Source organism: Plectonema radiosum NIES-515 (assembly GCF_025753815.1).
Taxonomy (GTDB): Bacteria; Cyanobacteriota; Cyanobacteriia; order Cyanobacteriales; family Nostocaceae; genus Hassallia; species Hassallia radiosum_A.
The window spans coordinates 1-20665 of record NZ_JAOWRF010000320.1 but is presented as its reverse complement, the minus strand read 5'-3'; the positions used below and the strand labels follow the sequence as shown (position 1 = coordinate 20665).

18 protein-coding genes, 2 tRNA genes and 1 other annotated feature are annotated in these 20665 nt (G+C 40.5%); of the genes, 6 read left to right on the top strand and 14 right to left on the bottom strand.

Annotation, left to right across the window (positions count from 1 at the left end):
• Positions 1-707: response regulator transcription factor (locus OGM63_RS22760; protein ID WP_263747943.1), on the bottom strand; the 707-nt coding region annotated here is incomplete at its 3' end.
• A 142-nt stretch (positions 708-849) separates the two neighbouring features.
• Here OGM63_RS22760 and OGM63_RS22755 point away from each other — a divergent pair.
• From OGM63_RS22755 to OGM63_RS22740, 4 genes are all read left to right on the top strand, one after another.
• Positions 850-1059, top strand: coding sequence for an adenosine-specific kinase (locus OGM63_RS22755; protein ID WP_263747942.1), 210 nt, complete (start codon positions 850-852; stop codon positions 1057-1059).
• Positions 1060-1178: 119 nt separating this feature from the next.
• The gene (locus OGM63_RS22750) at positions 1179-2714 is read left to right on the top strand and encodes a tetratricopeptide repeat protein (RefSeq protein WP_263747941.1); all 1536 of its coding nucleotides are present in this window, start codon (positions 1179-1181) and stop codon (positions 2712-2714) included.
• 1001 nt (positions 2715-3715) lie between these two features.
• Complete coding sequence (locus tag OGM63_RS22745) at positions 3716-4795, top strand: serine/threonine-protein kinase (RefSeq protein ID WP_263747940.1); 1080 nt, start codon at positions 3716-3718, stop codon at positions 4793-4795.
• Positions 4796-4848: 53 nt separating this feature from the next.
• Entirely contained in the window at positions 4849-6144 is a 1296-nt protein-coding gene (locus tag OGM63_RS22740) for a serine/threonine-protein kinase (RefSeq protein ID WP_263747939.1), read from the top strand.
• Positions 6145-6379: 235 nt separating this feature from the next.
• Here OGM63_RS22740 and OGM63_RS22735 read toward each other — a convergent pair whose 3' ends face one another.
• From OGM63_RS22735 to rplS, 10 genes are all read right to left on the bottom strand, one after another.
• Positions 6380-7366, bottom strand: coding sequence for a PRC-barrel domain-containing protein (locus OGM63_RS22735; protein ID WP_263747938.1), 987 nt, complete (start codon positions 7364-7366; stop codon positions 6380-6382).
• Between the two features lie 76 nt (positions 7367-7442).
• The gene (gene smc, locus OGM63_RS22730; RefSeq protein ID WP_263747937.1) at positions 7443-11045 is read right to left on the bottom strand and encodes a chromosome segregation protein SMC; all 3603 of its coding nucleotides are present in this window, start codon (positions 11043-11045) and stop codon (positions 7443-7445) included.
• Between the two features lie 241 nt (positions 11046-11286).
• Positions 11287-11676, bottom strand: coding sequence for a 50S ribosomal protein L7/L12 (rplL, locus tag OGM63_RS22725; RefSeq protein WP_263747936.1), 390 nt, complete (start codon positions 11674-11676; stop codon positions 11287-11289).
• Positions 11677-11802: 126 nt separating this feature from the next.
• Entirely contained in the window at positions 11803-12381 is a 579-nt protein-coding gene (rplJ, locus tag OGM63_RS22720) for a 50S ribosomal protein L10 (protein ID WP_263747935.1), read from the bottom strand.
• Positions 12382-12444: 63 nt separating this feature from the next.
• Positions 12445-12607 (bottom strand) — a sequence feature (ribosomal protein L10 leader region).
• Between the two features lie 80 nt (positions 12608-12687).
• Entirely contained in the window at positions 12688-13404 is a 717-nt protein-coding gene (gene rplA / locus OGM63_RS22715; protein ID WP_263747934.1) for a 50S ribosomal protein L1, read from the bottom strand.
• Between the two features lie 133 nt (positions 13405-13537).
• Positions 13538-13963 (bottom strand): 50S ribosomal protein L11, encoded by a 426-nt coding sequence (gene rplK / locus OGM63_RS22710; protein ID WP_263747933.1) that lies wholly within the window; start codon positions 13961-13963, stop codon positions 13538-13540.
• Between the two features lie 7 nt (positions 13964-13970).
• Complete coding sequence (gene nusG / locus OGM63_RS22705; RefSeq protein WP_263747944.1) at positions 13971-14597, bottom strand: transcription termination/antitermination protein NusG; 627 nt, start codon at positions 14595-14597, stop codon at positions 13971-13973.
• Positions 14597-14818 carry a preprotein translocase subunit SecE gene (gene secE / locus OGM63_RS22700; protein ID WP_263747932.1) on the bottom strand — a complete coding sequence of 74 codons (222 nt, stop codon included), beginning with the start codon at positions 14816-14818 and terminating at the stop codon, positions 14597-14599. The genes nusG and secE overlap by 1 nt, the downstream gene beginning before the upstream one ends.
• A 175-nt stretch (positions 14819-14993) precedes the next feature.
• Positions 14994-15066, bottom strand: a tRNA-Trp gene (locus tag OGM63_RS22695).
• Positions 15067-15214: 148 nt separating this feature from the next.
• On the bottom strand, positions 15215-15577 hold the full coding sequence (gene rplS / locus OGM63_RS22690) for a 50S ribosomal protein L19 (protein WP_263747931.1): 363 nt from the start codon (positions 15575-15577) through the stop codon (positions 15215-15217).
• 144 nt (positions 15578-15721) lie between these two features.
• Between rplS and OGM63_RS22685 the strand changes: the two genes are divergently transcribed.
• On the top strand, positions 15722-16696 hold the full coding sequence (locus OGM63_RS22685) for a glycosyltransferase family 2 protein (RefSeq protein WP_263747930.1): 975 nt from the start codon (positions 15722-15724) through the stop codon (positions 16694-16696).
• Positions 16697-17130: 434 nt separating this feature from the next.
• Here OGM63_RS22685 and OGM63_RS22680 read toward each other — a convergent pair.
• Both OGM63_RS22680 and OGM63_RS22675 read right to left on the bottom strand, forming a co-directional pair.
• Positions 17131-17204, bottom strand: a tRNA-Val gene (locus OGM63_RS22680).
• A gap of 57 nt (positions 17205-17261) precedes the next feature.
• Entirely contained in the window at positions 17262-18566 is a 1305-nt protein-coding gene (locus tag OGM63_RS22675) for a hypothetical protein (protein WP_263747929.1), read from the bottom strand.
• 137 nt (positions 18567-18703) lie between these two features.
• Here OGM63_RS22675 and OGM63_RS22670 point away from each other — a divergent pair, with 137 nt between their 5' ends.
• Positions 18704-19483 (top strand): SDR family NAD(P)-dependent oxidoreductase, encoded by a 780-nt coding sequence (locus tag OGM63_RS22670; protein ID WP_263747927.1) that lies wholly within the window; start codon positions 18704-18706, stop codon positions 19481-19483.
• A 145-nt stretch (positions 19484-19628) separates the two neighbouring features.
• On the opposite strand, the gene OGM63_RS22665 is transcribed toward OGM63_RS22670, so the two are convergent.
• A complete protein-coding gene (locus OGM63_RS22665; RefSeq protein WP_263747925.1) occupies positions 19629-20408 on the bottom strand; it encodes a photosystem II electron transport protein, Sll1252 family in 780 nt (259 codons plus the stop codon).
• Positions 20409-20665: the final 257 nt, after the last annotated feature.

Here is a 20665-nt window from a genome sequence, read left to right as displayed (position 1 = left end):
CTGTCCCCCTCTCCCCCTATTCCCTCTTCCTCTTTCCGTAGCTTCAGACGATAGCCAATTCCATAAACTGTTTCAACCAGATTTCCTGGTGCTCCCACACTTCTAAGCTTCATTCGCAATCCTTTAATATGAGTGCGAACAGCTTCTTCACCTGGAGCGTCATCATAAGACCAAACATGTTCTATAATCATCCCGCAGCTAAATACGCGGTGAGTGTTTCGCAAAAAAAGTTCTAACAACGCATATTCTTTCGGCGTTAATGATAGCGGTTGTTCCGCGTAAGTGACTTCACAACTTGTCGGATCGAGCCGTAAATTACCCCATTCCAACACAGGTTGTGAAGGAATAATACCCCGACGCAACAGCGCTCGCACCCGTGCAATTAATTCCTCTTGATCGAAGGGTTTAACCAGATAGTCATCGGCACCTGCATCTAATCCTGTAGCCTTTTCGTGACTACTATCGCACCCAGTCAATAACATGATTGGCATTTGCAAACCATGAAGTCTTATTTTATGGCAAAGACTAATACCATCTAACTTCGGGAGGATGACATCTAAAAGTATTAAGTCATAATCATATGTTTCCACTAAATCCCAAGCTGTTTCACCATCGGGGGCAACTTCTACTACATAGTTTTGGTGATTAAGAACAGCGACGAGAGCCTCAGCAACAAACTCGTCATCCTCCACAAGTAATATTTTCATAGAATAAATTTTAGTTATGGTTAATTTAGATACCAATTCTTGACAAAACTAATTAAAATGCTACTTTTCCAAAAGTTACTATTAATATTCATTTTAGAAAAAACTATAGATTAATAAATCTTATTTTACAAATCGAATAACTGTGTTTACAAATCTTAAAAAACATAGAGAAATTTCGGAGGTAAGTAATATTATTGTTAGTCAAACTCACTTTATTAAAACAATCGAAGATTTATATGAGATAATGGTGGAAAGTTCACCTCAGGTTAAATTCCGTATTGCTTTTTGTGAAGCATCTCAATCATGCTTAATTAGATTAGCGGTAGCGCGATCGCTGCTATTCAACAAATAGCAAATATAAACGCACAAGCGATCGCGTTCCGCACACAGTTTCGTAACAGGTGATTGAAAAATGAAAGCAGACTTGATATTTTGATAAGATAATAAAAGTAAAAATCGCAGAAATCACGCATGGACTGGATTACCCTCCTGCGATCGCTACAGTCAGATTTTATCAAAAGGTTGTCATCCGGTTGTTTGCTGCATTGTCAAACTGAAGGTCAATATAGTGAATTGACAATAATATCTGGAGAAAGATTAAAATTATTACGAGATTTCTGTTGGTTAATGGCAGAAAAATATAAACGTACTTCACCAGTTAGGGATGTTTTTATCAACAACCTGAAAGGAAAACTGGGTGAAGAAGTTGTTAAAGAACGTTTAGCCGATTTTATCACCGAAGTAGATTATGAAAAACGATTCGGCGGTGATGGTAACATTGATTTTACACTCTCGTGCGATCGCGCGATCGGTATCGAAGTAAAATCGCGTCACGGCAGCATTGAGAGAGTTAGATGGTCAGTTAGTTCCGCAGAAGTTGAAAAAAATGCCGTTGTCGTCTGTATTTTGATTCAAGAAGAAGTCAACGAAGCACAACCAGAATATCACCTTTTTGTCGCTGGGTTTCTTCCCACTCAAATGATTAAGCTGAAAACTGGTAGAATTTCATTTGGGATAGAACAATTGTTATATGGTGGTGGCTTATTTGGCTATTTAGAACAGTTGCAAGCTGCTGAAAATCATCATTTTTCTAAACAAGATAAAAAAACTCAGTTTCGACATGATATATCGATTGAAGAAGATTTAACTCAACTTCACGTCAAACAGGGTGATGAATGCTTTGAAAAAAGAGAATATGAAGCGGCTATTAAAAATTATAACACCGCATTGCAACTTAATCCTCATGATGCTGAAATTTATTATAAACGTGGTTTAGCTCGTTATTATTTAGTCGATGACGAGAAAGCGATCGCAGACTACAATCAAGCAATAAAAATTAATCCTAAATATACCAAAGCATACAATAAACTTGGTTTAGCTCGTTATGAGTTAGGAGATTACGAACAAGCAATTGAAGATTACACGCAAGCGATTAGAATTAATCCTGATAATGCAGTTGCTTATAGAAATCGTGCCGATGCTCGTTTTCACATAGGAGATAATCAGGGAGCGATTGAAGATTATAATCAAGCAATTAAGATTAATCCTGATTATGTAAATGGCAATGCTCGCTCTCAGTTAGGAAATTCTCAAAAAGTTATTGATATTTTTACTCAGTCAATTGAAATTAGTTACGATGATGTTGCTTACAACAATTTTGGTAATGCAGTTTCTGAATTAGGAGATTATAATAAAGCGATTAAAATTAACCCTGATGATGCGGATGCTTATTATAGCCGGGGAAATGCTCGTTTTGATTTAGGCGATCGCACCGGAGCAATTGAAGATTATACTCAAGCAATTAAGATTAATTACAATTATGGCGATGCTTATTACAACCGTGGTATTGCTCGTTATTCTTTAGGAGATAAGTTGTTAGCGATCGAGGATTTTCAGAAAGCGGCAGATTTATATTGGAAAGAAGGAAAGTTAGCAGAACATAAAGATGCACGGGAGAGGATTTTAGAATTAGAAATAGAGGAATCTTTGGATATTTTAAACTTTTAATTGCCCTCAACCCTCAGGCTAGAAGCCTGGGGCTATACTAACGAAGCCTACCTGCGTAGGCTTTAAGATTTTAACCTGCGATCGCGCAGCATTTAAAGTGACAAAAGCCCCTAAAATCGCCTAGATTACAAACGAAATATTAAGTATTTTCAGCCCCAATTGCCAATCTTGCCCGTGATGCCGCTCACAACCACGAGAAAATAATACTTTGAGACACTTAGTCTACGTTTTGGCTCTTAGGTTGACTGCGCGAACAAGCGGTTTTTTTTCGACGGTGAGAGAGTCCCTGTGCCATTTTAGCAATTTTGTATGGTAATAATTAGGAGTGCGAGTTTTTGAACTTCACTTGTAGCAACAAAAAGGCTGTAATGACGATTTTTTGTCCAGATTTCCCTAATACTTGCAACAAAGAAGAGTGCAAGTTAGTTACTTGAGGGTAGACACAGAAGGCGTTTTGAGCTTAGGGTACAAAATTTCCAAAATGGCACGTGACGCTCATTAGGGTATTAGACCTAACTCCTGCAACAATTTAAGTAAAGTAATGAAAACAGACATAGTAGAACTGACATTCCTTATAATTCTGAGTATTTTTCGCCAATCCAATTGAGATGGTTTCTTTTCAAGCTTTTCATCATTTGTTTCAAACTTACATGATTTGTCAGAACTATTCCCTAAAATAAGAATGTGGACGCTTTTGTCAGAGGGGTTAGAGGTTTGTCTTTCCATAATTAAAACTCTATTAACTGGTTATTAACTTTTGGCTGATTACATATTCACTTAATTAATTGTGTTTAACATTTATAAAATTCATATAACTCTCTTAGGCTAAAGGAAAATGTATTAAATAATATCAAATATTTGGATGATACAGAGGCTTAAAGCTTTCATGCTTCTAGTTTTTAATATAAGAGAGCCATTCTGATAAAGTTCATATTTTTCATATTGACAAGTTATGAACAGGGTTCTAATCTAAATGGAATCTCTGTCACTTAAGTTAAATTATGGAATATCAAGAAATATTGAGCTTTGTAAAAGAGCAAGTCGTTCAGAAAACAAGAAAACCTCTTACGTTTGCTGAAGAAAATCTTATTTGTCAATGTTGGGAAGAAAATAAACCTTACGAGGAACTAGAAGAGCCTTTTTGCGGTCATACAATTGGTTATGTTAAAACACAAACTGCTCCCAAGCTATGGGATCGTTTGACTCAGGTAACTGGACAAAAAGTCACAAAACGTAATTTTAGAAGTATTTTAGAAAAAGCATATGAAGAATATTTAAAAATTGATGTAACAGGTCAAGTTCTCCGATATCGCTATCAAATTATCGAGATTTTTAACAAAACAGATTTTAGTAAAATTTACCTAGCCAAGGATTTGGATCTTAATAATAAGCTCTGTATCGTCAAGCAAATCATTCGCAAAAAAAATGACAGAGTAATTAGGAAAAATTTTGATACAGAAGTCGGTTTTCTTTATCAATTAGGTTGGCATAGTCAAATCCCAGGGTATCTCGCTCACTTTGAAGATGGGGAAAGTTTCTATTTAGTTTATGAATATGTAGAAGGTGAATCCCTCAGCAAGAGATTGCCTGAAGAGGAATCAGGTCTTCTTTGGAAAGAAGAGTCAGTAATTAATTTGTTGCTTAAGGTTCTTAATGTCTTAGAGTTTGTGCATAAAAGAGGCGTCATTCATCGAGACATTAGACCAAGTAATTTAATCCAAAGTCCTGAGGGCAAGATATACTTAATTAACTTTGGCTTGATCAAGGAGTTAGGGTCATTACAAACGCGCACTTTCACAGGAACTTTAGGATATAGTGCACCTGAACAAAGTCAAGGTATTCCTAAATTTTGTAGCGATATTTATGCCCTGGGGATGGTAGGTATCCAAGGGCTAACGGGAGTTCCACCCCAAAAATTTAAGGTAAATCACGAAACCGGAAAAATCATCTGGCATCAGCTAGTCAAGACTAGCCCAGAGTTTACAAATATCCTCGACAAAATGGCGTGTCCGCACTGGAAAGAACGTTACCAGTCCGCATCAGAAGTCTTACAAGACCTAAAAAAACTTTGTAGTAATTAGGTTTTAGCCAGGGTTAAAATATATTCAACGAATTCATCAGGAGATAGAAGTCTATGTTTCCAAATGAAAATTCACTGATAGGTGGACGTTATAAAATTACTGAAGAATTAGGTAAGGGTAGCTTTGGCGAAACATATAAAGCTCAGGATACTGGAAAATTTAATGAAATAGTTGTAGTTAAGCGGCTTCAGGTGGAGTCGTTTTCTGGAGACAATAAGGTAAAAGCAAAAGAATTATTTGAAAGAGAAGCAGAAGCTTATAAGAAATTAGGAAGTAAGCATTCCCAAATTCCACGACTAGAAGCTTACTTTGAAGAAACCGATAATTTTTATTTGGTTATGGAATACATTGATGAATCAAATTTGAGTGAACAAGAACTTAGTGAAGGAAATATATTAGAAGAAAAATCTCTGATAAATTTGCTTAAAAATATTCTAACAATTGTACAAGTTGTTCACAGTAAAAACTTGGTTCATCGAGATATTAAACCGGATAACCTTATTCGCAGAGATAGCGATCAAGAAATTGTCTTAATTGATTTTGGCGCTGTCACAAATGATTTAAATATTAAACAAAAACCGCAAACAACTGGTCAAATGACAAATATTGGAAATACTTATGCTGCTCCCGAACAATTTCGTGGAGAGGCATATCCTTGCAGTGACATTTATGCAGTAGGAATGATAAGTATCCAAGCCCTAACCGGAAGACTACCTGTAAACTTGCCTATAGATCCAATGACCGGGGAAAAATTGTGGGAATCTCTGACATCAGCCTCTGAGGATTTAAAACGAGTTATCCGAAAAATGGTTGATTTTAATACTTCTCAACGCTATCAGTCAGTGGATGAAGTGTTGAAAGATCTTGATAAAATAGACAATCAATCGATACCTGTTCTTCCTATCATGGTAATTCTTGGCAGTTTAGCTCTCTTAAGTATGGGTATAGGTATAGGTATAAGTACAGCTATCTATAAACGTATACCTGATAAAGACTTTATATTAAAACCTATTGAACGGAAAGATATGAATTACTTATGTCAAAATGAAAACTATTACCCCAAAAAAATTCGTCAAGAATACTCGTATCTAAAAGACATAAATGACTCAGTTTTTATTTTCAAAGAACTAAAACTCGATAATTCATTGAAAAAAGTTATTCCTGCATATCGCTGGAGATGTGTATATGAAATACAAGGTCAAAGTAAATTAGGAGAAGGTTCGTCAAATACCATAACTATAGGTTTAGATATGGATGAGTTTATTTGTAAACAATACGGCAAAGATTACAAAGCAACATTTCTTCAATACGACGACCCAAATTCTTTACACTGTGTTCTAACCAAATAAGCTGACAGGGCGACAAAATAGCCTAAAAATTCTACGGGATAAAGTGTGTAGCAATTTATGGTAAAAAAAGATAAATCTAGTTTTGTCAATAAGACCAATAAGAATGATAATGTTACCTGTATTCTACCAAACGCACTTAATAGGTATCGCTTTTCTGGAATGGCTAAAACGTCTATTCAATTTATGATGAGCAAAAAAAACATTCCCAGGCGGGAACCTGGGAACGATAATAAACTTAGTATCCGCCTTCTTCTTCGTATTCAGGCTGTCTTTCTTTAACTTTCTTGGGAATATTTATCGGCTTTGGTGCATCATCCCAAGCATCGGTGTCTAAATCGTCGTCGTAATCGTCGTAGTCGTCGGTGTATGGCTTCTTGTTGACGGGTTTGGCTTCGTAACTAATGGGTTTTTGATATTTGTCTTTACCCGTTGCCTCACTCCAGTTATCTTCCTCGTCGTCTTCTTCGTACTGAATTGACTCATATTGCCGTGCTTCCACAGCACGACGTATGGGGACTTCTTCTTCGATATAGTCTTCGTCCCATTCTTGCGCTACCGGTTCGGGAGTGCGAATTTTGGTCTTGGGTGGTTGCAAAGGTACTCCACTGGGCAGTTGATTGGGTGGTGCAATCGTGCGAGGAGTATAATCATAAGCCTCGTCTGCGTCGCGTTCCCAAGGTGCTTTACCGATACCGAGACGTTCCAGCAAACCGACTGATAACTGATTTATTCTTTCTTCGGCGCCCTCAAAGACAATTAATCTGTTCGGACCGGTGCTGACGATTTCTTCAACTGGCAATTCGTAGGTGCTGAGGAATTGATCGGGAATTTGTGGTAATCCCAAAGAAGCGATGACGATTGAGTAAATTTTACCTGTTTCGCCGTTGAATTTGAAGCCCCGCACTCTCCCTAATACTTCACCCGTTTCTGTAATTACTTCCCAGTTAACCAGGTTGCTGTAAATATCAACCTCTACATCTTCGATCGCATCCTCGTTATCGACAAGGATGGCATCACCAAACTGACTGATGCTGCTGAGGTACATGTAGCGCGGAATACCCGAAACAGAGATCAGGCTATCTCGCAAACTAAGAGCCACAACCTCTCTTTGGTCTACATCTACCCAAACTTGACTGACGATTCCTAGCCGTTTGGCGTTGTCGCGGGTGATTACCTGGGTGTTTAAAATATCAGAGCGTCTAATTGTTTGTTCAGAGGTCATTCGCTTGCCGAGTCCTGATCTCGAATCCGGTTAATATATACACTATTATTAACAAAAAATCAAGCCGATGTATGGTCTATGGCAACTTAATGCCCAAAACTTGGGTGTAAGCTCCTCGTGCTTGAGTAACGCCAATTGTGCGTTCGGCTGATTCTATCATCGGGCGGCGCAAACTAACAACTATAAATTGTGCTTGTTGCGCCTGTTGCTTAATCATTTTAGCTAATCGTTCTACATTTGCTCCGTCTAGAAACATATCTACCTCGTCAAAGGCGTAAAATGGCGATGGGCGGTAGCGTTGCAGAGCAAAAATAAAGCTCAGTGCTGTCATCGATTTTTCTCCCCCTGACATGGAAGCTAGTCGCTGTACGGGTTTACCTTTGGGGTGTGCGACTAAATTCAATCCGCTGTTAAAAGGATCTTCGGGATCGTCAAGTTGCAAATAGCCGTCACCTTCAGAAAGCGTAGCAAAAATTGATTGAAAGTTTTCATTTACCGCGTCGAAGGCTTCTTTAAAAGCGCGTTGCCGCAATGTGGTAAAATTTTCTATCCGCAAAAGTAATTCGGTGCGTTCACCTTCTAATGTCTGTAACTTTTCTGTAAGTTCGTTCAAACGATTTGAAGTGCGTTCGTATTCTTCCAGCGCAAGCATATTCACTGGTTCCATCGCTTGTAGCCGTTTGGCAAGCGATCGCAATTCTTTCTGCAATTCTTCTAAGTCTACTTTATTGGGTACTTCCGGTAAAGGGCTAGGCAATTCTGCTCCTAGGGTTTGCAGTTGCTCTCTAACTGCGGCTAATTCCTCTCGTCGAGTTTGTTGAGTTTCTTGGAGTTTTTCCAGTTCCCATTGTAATTGTTGCTGACGCAGTAAAGCCTCACGCAATTCTTGTTCTGTGCGATCGCGTTTTTGTTTCTCTTCTCCTAAATTCGCTTCTAGTTCACTCAATTTAGCGCGAGTTTGACTAATTTCTTCATTAATCGCGGTCATTTGTGTAGAGACGCGATATATCGCGTCTCTAGATGATGTCTGTTGCGTTTGATACTCGCTAATTCGCTGTTCGCCTTCTTGAATTTTCTCATGCAAACGCTGCTGCTGATTTTCGAGATTTTTTAATCTTTGTTCTGCTTCTCTTAACGCTGTTTCGCGTTGTTGCAATTCTTGCTCTTGTATTTTGATTCTTGCTTGAATTTCTTGCCATTCGCTCGGAGTTTGCGAAGCTTCCAACTCCGATAAAGAATGTCGCAATTGTTGCATTTGATTTTCTTGTCCTGGTAATTCCCGATCCAAGACTTCTAAACGGGTTTGAGCAGTAATTAACTTGTCGCTATTTTGGGAAAGCTGCGATCGCGTACCTTCTAACTGCCCTGTCAAAGTTTTGATTTCTTTCTGTAACTGCTCTAATTGCAGTTGTTGTTCTCTTTTTGCCTGACGTGCCTCTGTCACCTCTATTGAAAGTCTTTTACTTCTAGCTGAAAGAGTATTTATCGCTTCCCCACAACGTTCTAAAACCCGCTCAATTTCATTTAAGCGACTTTTCAAAGCAATAACTTCATCAGATTCCGCTGCTTCCACCGTACCAAACCGTAAAGCCGATCGCTGGGTATTACTTCCCCCAGTCATCGCCCCGCTGGTTTCCAACAATTCGCCACCGAGAGTGACAATGCGGTATAATCCTAACTGTTTGCGTGCGTGTTCAATCGAGTCAAACACCACAGTATTACCGAAAACGTAATTGAATATATCTCGATAACGGATCTCGCACTCCACCAAATTCACCGCATAATCAACAAACCCATTCGCATAACGCAGCGTTGCATCTTGAACATATTTAGATGCGTGAATTTTATTTAACGGTAAAAAAGTCGCTCTTCCCCCACGCTTTTGTTTCAGCAGTTCAATTCCCGCAGCGGCGATGCTATCATCTTCTACCACAATATGTCCCAAACGTCCACCGCCGCAAATTTCTAAAGCGAGTTGATAGCGGGGTTCTACTCTTCCTAACTGTACAACTAACCCGCATAATCCCGGCATTCCCGATTGTAAAATAACTTTACTAGCTTGAGTTCCTTGAACTTCTTGCTGCGCTGCAACTTGTGCCTCTAATTTATCTACATTACGTTGTTTTTCTCGTTGTTCAATAAGTAACCGCTTTTGCGTTTCTTGTTGAATTACTAATTCTTGATCTGTAGCAGTTAAAGTTTGCGCTAAAATTTGAATCGGTTCGCTAGAAGCATTAAATTCTGTTTCCACTTCTCTACATTCAGCTTGCTTTTCTGCTAAGTTCGGTTCATCACGTTCAACTAACAGAGTTTGTTCTTGAATTAGTTCTTGTAATTGATTATTGCGTTCTCTAAGTTGCGCTTGTTCAGTGCGTTGCGGTTCCAGAGATTGCAGCAAAGTCTCAATTTGACGGTTTAGTGCAGTTTGTTGCTGTACCCAAACTTCACTAGCAGAAGCAATTAGAGCAGCAGCTTCGCGAGAACCTTCCAAACATAATCGCGCTTCATCTCTTTCTTGCTGTAGAGACGCGATATATCGCGTCTCTACAATTTCTTGTTGAGATTGTTGTTCTAAAGAAACTCGATATTCTTGAACTTCTTGCATTTGTTGTTGCAAACGCTTTGCCGTTTCTTCAAAAGCAGCTTCCAACTCAAGAAGCTGACGTTGAAGTTGCTTTCTTTCAGCTTCTTGAGTTGCCAGAGTAGATTGTACCGCTAAAACTTCCTCTTCACCCAACGCCTTTACAAGTCGATTAAGTTCATCTAATTCAACAGTTTTCTGACCAATCTGAGAAGCGAGCGTAGTTAATTGAGTTGAAATATCCGTAGAAGTGCGATCGCCTAATTGAATTTGATTCGCTAACCTTTCCTGTTGCGCTTGTAGAGTACGCCATGATAACACAGCTTCCCAAGATTGCTTTTCAATAAACTCCGTGCGAAGCTTTTGATATTTTTCGGCTTTAGCGCGATCTTGAGAAAGGCGATCGCGTTGTGAAGCTAATTCCGTCTCAACAATTCGACAACTATCTTCTTTATCCTTAACCTCATCTAAAGTAGCTTTAGCTTGCTTAATCTTGCGATCAAAGGACGCCACCCCAGCCAATTCATCAATAATTTCCCGTCGCTCTCGCGCATTCATCGAGATAATGCTGGTAACATCGCCTTGCAGCACCACATTATAACCCTCAGGATAAATCCGCAGGTCATTTAATTGCTCATGTAAATCCGTCAACGTACAAGCTTCACCATTGATATAGTAATTCGATGTATAAGTACCTTGGTGAGTAACCCTTAACCTGCGCGTCACACTCCAGTCTTTTGGGGAGTGGGGAGTGGGGAGTAGGGAGTGGGGAGTTGCTTCCTCTACTTCCTCACTTTGCGACTCTGCGTCTTTGCGTGAGAAATCCTCATCCCCCAAATCAAACGTCACCGTCACACTAGCTTCAACAGTAGAACGTCCTTTAGCCGTTTGAGTATTATTTACCAAATCCGGAAGGCGATCGGCTCGCATTCCCTTAGAACTCGCAAGTCCGAGGCAAAATAGCAGCGCGTCTAGGATATTAGACTTTCCAGAGCCATTAGGACCAGAAATGACAGTAAACTCCGGCAGTAAAGGGACAGAAGTAGTACCGCCAAAGGATTTAAAATTGGTAAGTTCAACGCGCTTGATATGCACCATAAGGCGCTATCTGTAGAAGTGATAATAAGGTACAAGTCTATCAATTAAATCAAGATTCGCAACATTTTCCCTAAATTAAGAATTATTGCATTGTGACGGCTTTTTTCTGGTTAGAGCGCAGGCATTTTCAGACTTAACGGTCAAAATCAGATTGTAATTTCGGTGCGTGGTGCGATCGCCTTTCATAAAAAAGGAGCCGAAATTACGGCTCCTCGATCAAAAACTAGCAATGAAATTTTGACTACTTCACACTCACCTTACCACCAGCTTCTTCGATGCGCTTCTTGGCATCTTCAGCGGCATCCTTCGCAATACCTTCTTTAACAGATTTGGGCGCAGCTTCCACCAAATCTTTCGCTTCTTTTAGACCCAAACCGGTCAATTCCCGGACAATCTTCAGCACGGCAATCTTCTTATCAGCCGGAACTGATTCTAGAATTACGTCAAACTCGGTTTGCTCTACTACTTCTTCAGCAGGCGCCGCAGCACCAGGACCCGCCATCATCACCATACCGCCAGTAGATGCAGCACTTACGCCGAAAGCTTCTTCAATTTGCTTGACTAATTCAGATGCTTCCAGCAAAGTCAAAGATTTCAATTGTTCCAAAATTTGATCGGTTGTAGCAGACATCGATATAACTCCTGTAATTTATTTGTTGATTATTTGTTGATTCTTGGTTGATAGTTGTTAGTTGATAGTTGTTATCTTTTCCACTAACTCCCGTACAGACGTTCCTTTCGTAACGTCTCTACCTAACTAAGATTCAGCTTCGGCGCTGTTGCTTTCGGCGCTGTTGCTTTCGGCGCTGTCGCCTTTATCCTTGTCAGCAACTGCTTGCATTGCACGCGCCAAGGAAGCGGGTACCTCGTTGATACCCACGGCAATCTTGGTAGCCAAAGCGTTGATAGCTCCGGCAATTTGCGCCATGAGTTGTTCCTTAGATGGCAAGTCTCCAAGTATCTTGACATCAGGTTCTTTTAACAGGCGACCATCCATAACCCCGCCACGAAGTTCCGTCTTCTTGCTGGCTTTCTGGAAGTCTTGGTAAGCCTTAATTGCGCCAGAGAAATCTTCTTTAACTAGCAAAAAGGCTGAGGAACCTTTGAGCAACTCAGACATCGGTTGCCATTTTTCCTCTCCTTCAATGGCAATGCCCATCAAGGTATTCTTTGTCACCTTGCAGATAGTGCCACTAGGACGTAAACGCCGCCTTAAGTCAGTGATTTCGGCGACTGTTAGCCCTTGGTATTCAATTACCAGTGCCAAAGTTGACTCGCTCAAAATTTCTTTGAGGTCAGCAACGATCGCTTTTTTATCTTCTATCGTTCTTCCCATCTTTGTTTCACCTCCTGAAACAATTTTTGGCTTTCCCTAAAGAAAGCGTTTTTTTTCTGACCGACCCAAAACAACAAACCCCAGCTATATCAGCCGGGGTTTTGCAATGTTTTTCATGCGGTTATTACACTTTTTTTCAGTGTAACTTCAAGCAATCAAAGTGCAAACCTCGGCAGGATATTAAGCTATTGACTCCTGCTGTCTTTGGTTTTGCCTATTTAATTAGGGACGCTTGGACGCTTGGACGCTTGATATAGAGATCATATTAAAGCTTAATACTTAGTCCCTAACCCCTAGCCCCTAGCTTTATGCTGCTTCGCTCAGTTTCAAATCGCGTAGGGCGTTGACATCGACTTTAATCGATGGTCCCATAGTAGCAGACACATACATTGTGCGCCAATAACGACCTTTAGCTCCTGAAGGACGGTTACGGTCAATGGTCTCTTGCAACGCCTTCAAGTTTACCAACAAATCTTCGGGCGAGAAGGATGCCTTACCAAAGATAACATGGACTATGCCAGTACGATCGGCTCTAAATTCTAATTTACCAGCTTTGAATTCAGCGATCGCACTTGCGACATCAAATGTCACCGTTCCCCCTTTGGGTGATGGCATCAAACCACGCGGACCAAGCAATTTACCCAGCCTCGCTACTTGTGGCATAACATCAGGTGTAGCAATGAGCTTGTCAAAGTCCATCATGCCTTTCTGAATCTGCTCAATCAGTTCTTCCGAACCGACGATATCAGCACCGGCATTGCTTGCTTCGGTTACTTTTTCCCCTCTCGCAATTACTGCCACCCGGACGATTTGTCCTGTGCCTTTGGGCAATGCTACAGTGGTTCGCAACTGTTGGTCTGTATACTTCGGGTCAATTCCTAAGCGGATATGCGCTTCTGCTGATTCCGAAAATTTTGCTGTTGCTGTTTCTTTCAGCAGCGATAAAGCATCTAGAGGTGAATAATCACTGTCTTCTACTTTTTCTAGCAGTCCCTGTAATCGGCGTGATACTTTTTTGGTCATTTTTCTCTCCTGGGGTAATTAGCGAGGTTTGTTCTCTCCCCCGATAAAATTTTGTTTTGTTAGTTGTTGGTTAGTTCTTTGTTGATGCTCAACAATCAACTCTCCTTGATCCACGCTTCCACGCTTCTATTAACTAATCCGCGATCGCTACACCCATATTCTTCGCAGTCCCTTCAACAATCCTCATCGCTGCTTCGATGTCATTGGCGTTGAGATCGGGCATTTTGGTTTGGGCTATTTCTTGCAATTGCGCTTTGGTAATCGAGCCAACTTTCTTTTTGTTGGGTTCGTTTGAGCCTCTTTCAATTTTCGCTGCTTTGCGAATCAACACTGATGCTGGTGGCGTTTTCAGTACAAATGTAAAACTCCGGTCTTCAAAAACCGAAATTTCTACCGGGATTACCATCCCAGCTTGGTCTGCTGTTTTGGCGTTGTACTCTTTACAGAACATCATAATGTTCACACCATGTTGACCTAGGGCAGGCCCAACTGGCGGTGCTGGGTTGGCTTTCCCAGCGTTCAAAGCCAGTTTAATAATCGCTACTACTTTTTTTGCCATTTTCTATTTAGCTCTGTTTCTCAACCTGATTAAATTCCAATTCTACTGGTGTATCTCGTCCAAAAATCGAAAGCAGGGCTTTGAGCTTACTCCGTTCTGGACTGACTTCAATCACCTCGCCTTCAAAGTCCTTAAATGGACCGTTAAGCACGATAATCTTGTCACCAGTCGCCATATCAATTTTGACAACTGCCTCTTGTTCGGCGGTTTGTTTGAAGATCCGTTCTACTTCTGAGGCACTCAGGGGCATTGGTTTGACGTGACCGCGACCTTTGCCTGTGCCGCGTTTTTGTTCGGCTCCCACGAAGTTTATTACATGGGATGTATTTCGCACAACCTGCCAGACGTCATCATCCATAAGCATCCTGACTAACACGTAGCCTGGAAACACTTTTTCTTCTGTGTTTTGGCGACTACCATCTTTACGGATTTTAACTGCCGGCGTGTGGGGAATTTCCACGTTGACAATTTTATCAGCGACATCAAATGTTTGAATGCGCTGTTCTAAGTTTGTCTTTACACGCTTTTCACAGCCACTAGCTACTTGTACTGCATACCAGCGTGCTTCTTGCAAAGCATCCAGCGCTGTTTCTGCTTCTTCTAAGTTGCGTGGTTCGTCTGTTGCACCAACCATCAGAACACCTGTTTTGCTGCCCAAGTAAATAATCCATCGACCAAATATATCAAAGATGCGGAGAGTGTTACCATCAGCAACACTGCTGCTGATTCGCTCACCAGCTGCTGCCGACTGGGCCAAACCACTTTATCGAGTTCTTCTTTAAGACCTTGATAGAAGTTGGATATGCTCAATCCATTAGTGGTTTCTGGCATTTCTGCTTCGTTTTTCTTTGCCACAGTCGTTTATCTCCGCGATTCTTTGACGAGCTTTTATTTACAGCTGTTGTCTATTACTTTCGATATTGAGTGAAAGTCAAATGTGCTGCAAATACAAGTATACCCGAAACTTTCCGTACTTGCTGAACAATTAGCAGTTGTGTACTTGTTTCGGGCAATTTTGTTGTTCTCAGAGCGCGCCCTGGAGGACTTGAACCCCCGACATCAGGTTTTGGAGACCTGCGTTCTACCAACTGAACTAAGAGCGCACAAGCTGGATAATATTCAGTTATTGCGCTGAACTTTAACTATTCTAACACAATTTTACGTTTATTTCAATCAAATCCGGGCTTATGGAACAAATCAGCGGCAGAAGCCGCTTTTAAGTGGAGATTTCTCCCATAATTGAGGAGTGAATTACAAAGGACGGTCAAACCGTTGTTTGATTCGGGTAGCTTTACCAACGCGATCGCGTAGATAATATAGTTTAGCACGTCTTACCTTACCACGACGCATCACTTTGATGCTGTCAATGCGCGGAGAATGCAAAAGAAACACTCTTTCAACGCCAACACCTTGAAATACCTTACGCACTGTAATGGTTTCATTAATTCCACCGTTGCGTCTGGCAATTACTACCCCTTCGTATGGTTGCACGCGGTATTTCTCGCCTTCTTTGATTTTGACACCGACTTTAACTGTGTCGCCCACATAAATTTCGGGCAAATTAGATTTTAGTTGTTCCGCTTCAATCGAGCGGATTATTTCTTGCGCGTTCATAGTTTGTTTAAAAAACTCCCAGTCATCCATAATAATTCGAGATCCCCTTTCCAGTCTAGTTATTTCCGATTAATCATTTTTGGGGTACAACTACCTGGAAATAGAAGGTATATTTTAAACGTCTACGCCACAGGTGTGAGATTTATGAAATTTAGTGTAGTCATCACCACCTATAATCGTTTAGACTTGTTGCGACGAGCGATAGACTCTGCTGTGAATCAGACGATTGAGTGTGAAGTGGTTGTTGTTGATGATTGTTCCTCTGATGACACCGAAGCTTATGTCAAAAGCTTGGGAAGTCAAGTTGTTTATCATCGTCACGAAGTTAACAAAGGTCATGCAGCATCGGTAAATACGGGAGTTGCCAAAGCCAGTGGTGACTGGGTTAAGTTTTTGGATGATGACGACTACTTAGCAGCGACTTGTTTGGCAGAGATGAAAAAAGCGATCGCCAAACACGCCCTATCAAATGAGCTATCCTCAGAAAAGAATTCTCAAGCTGTTATCTGCTCTTGTATAGCTGTTCAAGTCGATAACAATGGGGAGCACCTTAGTCGCACCCCCCATCTAGGTCCTGGATTAGCTTTTTATATTCCCCAAGCTGATATTCACTACGGTATGCTTTTAGAGCTTTTGCCCTTTGGCACCCCGGTACAAGTAGCTTGTCGTCGTGATGTTTTCCTCAAAGTTGGTGCTTGGGACTCAAAACTTGATGCTAACTGCGATGACATTGATTGCTGGATTCGCATTGCTGAGTTTGGTGATGCTATTTTCCTCAATCAGTGCCTATCTTATCGTACCATCTGGGCAGGTGCTTATAATCAAAAATTTTCTCTGCAAAAGCGACTCGATACAAATATTTTGATGAAAGAGAAAATTTACGCCTTTGTGAATGAAAAGCATCGCTCTAATATCCCTGCGCTTTCAGATATTAAGAATTATTTGAAACTACATTGGGCAATAGTTGCACTCAAGCAAAGAAACATTAACAGCATTGTACAAATGCTTGATTTATCTGTACTTTCTCCTATGGTTTTCTGGCTTTTACTAAATGCTGTCTTCTCACGGGGCAGGAATCAAAAAAATGCTCATATTCAGAAATTTTTATTGCTTAATTAATAGATTGGGCATTGGAAAAAGAAGTAGAGATCGAGCATTTTTCCAGAACAGCCGGAAACGAGCGATCGCTCTGCTGTTTTTTTCTTCATCTCAAAAGACAACCTATTTGAAAATGAATGTAGAGACGTTAAATTTAACGTCTCTTGGGGTTTGGGCAACGCATAGTTCATTTCTGGAGATGTCTAAAGTTTCAGTATAGTCGGTGTTAGTTTTTTCGCAGACTAGGGAACCTTATAAATATAAGTTTCCCGCTGCAAATATGGACTCTTGTCCCTAGGACAACTAAATAATCACAATTACATTAGACAACCTATTTGGAAATGAATGTAGAGACGTTAAATTTAACGTCTCTTAGGGTTTGGATAACGCATATTTAATTGTCACGACGTTTGTCTATTAATTTGCGATCAACCAAATAATGTAATTGTCAAAAATGAACGTAACTGGATTCGAACCAGTGACCTCTACGATGTCAACGTAGCGCTCTAACCAACTGAGCTATACGTTCGCAATTATATTATCCTAGCATAGTCTCAAGTCAATTGCAAATAACAAGTCACTTAATTTATTTTGCTTGAAGTTGGCTGAGTTTATTATTTGCCGACAGCAGTAGTTGTTGTGCCTCAAGGTAAGCTGTTGTACCTGGTTGCACTTTCTTGAGTTGATTGATAATTCCTTGTAACTGGCTGAGGGTACGGTTACGATCGCGCATTTGAGGATTTGTAGGAGTCGAAGCTAATAAGCTTTGAATTTGACGTTGTGCAGAGTCTAAAGTGTATACCGAATTTTGTTCTGCTTGTCGTCGGATACGTACTGCGGCTAAATTTGCTTGGTAAGTTGCCAGTAATTTCTGTGCTTGGCTATACCCTGCCAAATCTTCTGAAGGAACTTGTCTAAGACGATTAATTGCCTCTTGCCATAAGTTTTCTATTTCTTGCCATTCAGCAACTGGATGGGGTGGGTTTTGTCCAGATTTTGCCGCTTGCCAAGAAAACTGCTGTGCTGCTGTAATTAAGGTGCTAATGCGCTCATTGCCTGCGGCTAAACCGACAATTTCTGCAAATTCTCGTTTATCAGATTGTAGTTTGTTTTGTGCGGTTTTTCCGGCTAAAGTTTGACTGGGGATTTGCTGCAATTTATCAATTGCAGAATGCCAAGAAGCGATCGCTGCTTTTTTATCGATTGATGTTAGTGCTTGTTGATATTGCTGTTTGGCTTGAGAAAGTTCTTGTTCGCTATCGGTAAACAACGTCTGAGCATTCTTTTCTTGAAACACCTTTGCTTCTAGCTGCCCAACCTTAGTACGAGCGCTATTAAATCCGTAAATGCTAAACCGCGAATCATACCACCAATATTTGTAATCTGACCAATCATTTAAAAATCCAATGGGTAAAGCATCAAGATGTTGTTGTGCCTGTTTTACCTTTTCTTGTCCTAATTCTAAGTCAGCGGGACTTGTGGGTTGCTCAATTAATTGTTGGGCTTGTTCAACTACTGCGATCGCTTGCCGATAATGACTGTCCATGCTCATATAGCTGGGTAGCAGCAAAATCGGAGCATTTTCTGATACTGTACGACGAATTATCGAGTAAGGCAAATTTGCCAGCCATACTATACTAACAGGAATCCCAAGCAGTATGACTGTCCAGATAATTTTACTTAGTATACGAACCTGCTTTTTTGCAGGATGAATACGGTGAATCCCCCCTTGTGCTTCCATTTCTAGTTCTGCAAGGGTTTTGGGTGGAGATGGATTCAATACAATTGGTTGTTGACTTTTAAGCGACGGGTCAATTTCTAAATTATTCTGGGATTTTTTCTTTAGGATATTAAAGGGCAGATTCTGGAAAAAGTTCATAAAATTAAGCATTAACAGCCACTTCTATTTAGTTTGCCCACATCCAAAGAAAAATACACACCTTGACATATTCCTTTAAGTGGGGGGAAACGTGCCTTAATAGTTGTTAATATCTGGAAAATATTGGAAAAATTATCGTAGAAATTATTATGTCAACTGCTTTAATAACTGGTGCTTCTGGTGGTATTGGTAAAGCCTTTGCCCAAGAGCTTGCTAAACGTAACACAAATCTTGTTTTAGTTGCTCGTTCCGAAGACAAACTGAAGGAATTAGCCTCTCAATTGCAAGAAAAACACAAAATTAAAGTAGATATTATTGTACAAGACCTCACTGAAATCGGTGCTAGTGATGCTGTGTTTAACGCTACCAAAGAAAAGGAATTGACAATCGACTTGTTAATCAATAATGCTGGTTTTGGCGATTATGGCGAATTTAGCGATCGCGATGGAGAACGGCAAGTTAAAATAGTGCAATTGAACGTTTTAGCATTAGTAGATTTAACCCATAAATTCTTACCTTTAATGCGTCAAAAACGTTCGGGAAGCATTATTAACGTCGCTTCAATTGCCGGATTTCAACCGATACCTTACATTTCCGTTTATGCTGCTAGTAAAGCTTTTGTGATCAGCTTTAGTCAATCATTATGGGCAGAAAATCGTAGCTATAACGTGCGGGTATTAGTGTGTTGTCCCGGACCCACAGAAACCAACTTTTTTCAAGAAGCGAATTTTCCCCCTGCACTTGCAAATACGGCAAGTAAAATAGCTTCTCCAGAGACAGTCGTAATCGATTCTCTCAAAGCTCTGGAAAGAAAAGAACCTATAGTTGTTAGTGGGGGAATTGGCTCACAATTAATTACCAGATTAGGCAGATTTGTACCGCGAAAAATTTTAGTAAGTTTGTTAGAAAAAAACTTTAAGGCACGTTAGTTGATGGTTGATAGTTGATAGGGGAAATAGTTGTTAGTTGTTGGGTGTTGGTTGTTAATTGATCGTTTTTCCACGCTCCCACGCTTCCACGCTTCCACGCTTCCACGCTCCCACTCATAACTCCTAACTCTCAACTCCTAACTTATTACACATATCTTGTTAATTGCACGCGATATCTATCTTTTTTAGTGACGGCAATTTCGCCAATTTCTAAGCGTCCTTTACCACGAATGGCAATTAAGTCTCCTGATTTAAGTTGAGAACTTGCTTGGGTGATATCCTTCCAGTTTACTCGAACATCACCGGAGTCGATTAAATCAACCATTTTGCTGCGAGACATGCCAAAACCAGCAGAAGCGATCGCATCTAACCTTAAAGAAGCTTCGACGGTGGTTAATTCTTTTTTCTTGGGTTCACGAATCTTTAACTCGCTGACATCAATCGGCTGAGTTTTTACCGGAACCGATCGCACTTGTTGGAGATTCATTCCTAAAAATTCTACCAACTCTGGCACAACAATTGCCTGCGCTCCTCGTTCGCCGAGTACAATTACATCACCAGTTTTTTCCCGGACAATGCCAGTACCTAGCATAGCGCCTAAAAAGTCGCGGTGAGAGGCAGTATCAAACAAAAAATTTCCGGCAATTTCTAAAACAGCGATCGCAACTTGAGATTGATCTAAAGGCATTTCCGAGCGAGCGATCGCTATTCTTTGTCGTTCAGCTTGGGGATATCCACCCCACGCTACCAATTGTACCTCTGTTAAACGGCTAAACACGCGCTGAATTTCCGCCAACTCAGGAGGAGACAAAAAATCCGTCAAAACAACTTCCCAAGTTTTGATTGCTTGATCTGCCTGATCAATTACACGCTTTACAGTATCTCGATTTTCAACACCCTTTAAAATTTCTTCTCTTGGCAGCATTCTTAAAAAAAATTAGGAGTTAGCGTAGAGACGTTCCGATGGAACGTCTTAACGGGAATTAGAAATTAATTTGCAACAAACTTCTTGATTCTAGCTTTTAGCTGGATAAAAAAGCTCAATTTCTTCCCCCACACGTAAATATATCGGGAGTTTGGTAGCCCCGTCTTTTTAAAGCGGGGTGGAAAAACGACGCGGGCAGATTTATCTGCATTCAAAAAATGCTAAAATATTAACAGCAAGTAAGAATAACCATCTAC

Coding starts and splice junctions, on each gene's coding strand:
- OGM63_RS22750 (WP_263747941.1), top strand. CDS start 1,179: ATGGACTGGATTACCCTCCTGCGATCGCTACAGTCAGATTTTATCAAA.
- OGM63_RS22745 (WP_263747940.1), top strand. CDS start 3,716: ATGGAATATCAAGAAATATTGAGCTTTGTAAAAGAGCAAGTCGTTCAG.
- OGM63_RS22740 (WP_263747939.1), top strand. CDS start 4,849: ATGTTTCCAAATGAAAATTCACTGATAGGTGGACGTTATAAAATTACT.
- OGM63_RS22735 (WP_263747938.1), bottom strand. CDS start 7,366: ATGACCTCTGAACAAACAATTAGACGCTCTGATATTTTAAACACCCAG.
- smc (WP_263747937.1), bottom strand. CDS start 11,045: ATGGTGCATATCAAGCGCGTTGAACTTACCAATTTTAAATCCTTTGGC.
- rplL (WP_263747936.1), bottom strand. CDS start 11,676: ATGTCTGCTACAACCGATCAAATTTTGGAACAATTGAAATCTTTGACT.
- rplJ (WP_263747935.1), bottom strand. CDS start 12,381: ATGGGAAGAACGATAGAAGATAAAAAAGCGATCGTTGCTGACCTCAAA.
- rplA (WP_263747934.1), bottom strand. CDS start 13,404: ATGACCAAAAAAGTATCACGCCGATTACAGGGACTGCTAGAAAAAGTA.
- rplK (WP_263747933.1), bottom strand. CDS start 13,963: ATGGCAAAAAAAGTAGTAGCGATTATTAAACTGGCTTTGAACGCTGGG.
- nusG (WP_263747944.1), bottom strand. CDS start 14,597: ATGGTTGGTGCAACAGACGAACCACGCAACTTAGAAGAAGCAGAAACA.
- rplS (WP_263747931.1), bottom strand. CDS start 15,577: ATGAACGCGCAAGAAATAATCCGCTCGATTGAAGCGGAACAACTAAAA.
- OGM63_RS22685 (WP_263747930.1), top strand. CDS start 15,722: ATGAAATTTAGTGTAGTCATCACCACCTATAATCGTTTAGACTTGTTG.
- OGM63_RS22675 (WP_263747929.1), bottom strand. CDS start 18,566: ATGCTTAATTTTATGAACTTTTTCCAGAATCTGCCCTTTAATATCCTA.
- OGM63_RS22670 (WP_263747927.1), top strand. CDS start 18,704: ATGTCAACTGCTTTAATAACTGGTGCTTCTGGTGGTATTGGTAAAGCC.
- OGM63_RS22665 (WP_263747925.1), bottom strand. CDS start 20,408: ATGCTGCCAAGAGAAGAAATTTTAAAGGGTGTTGAAAATCGAGATACT.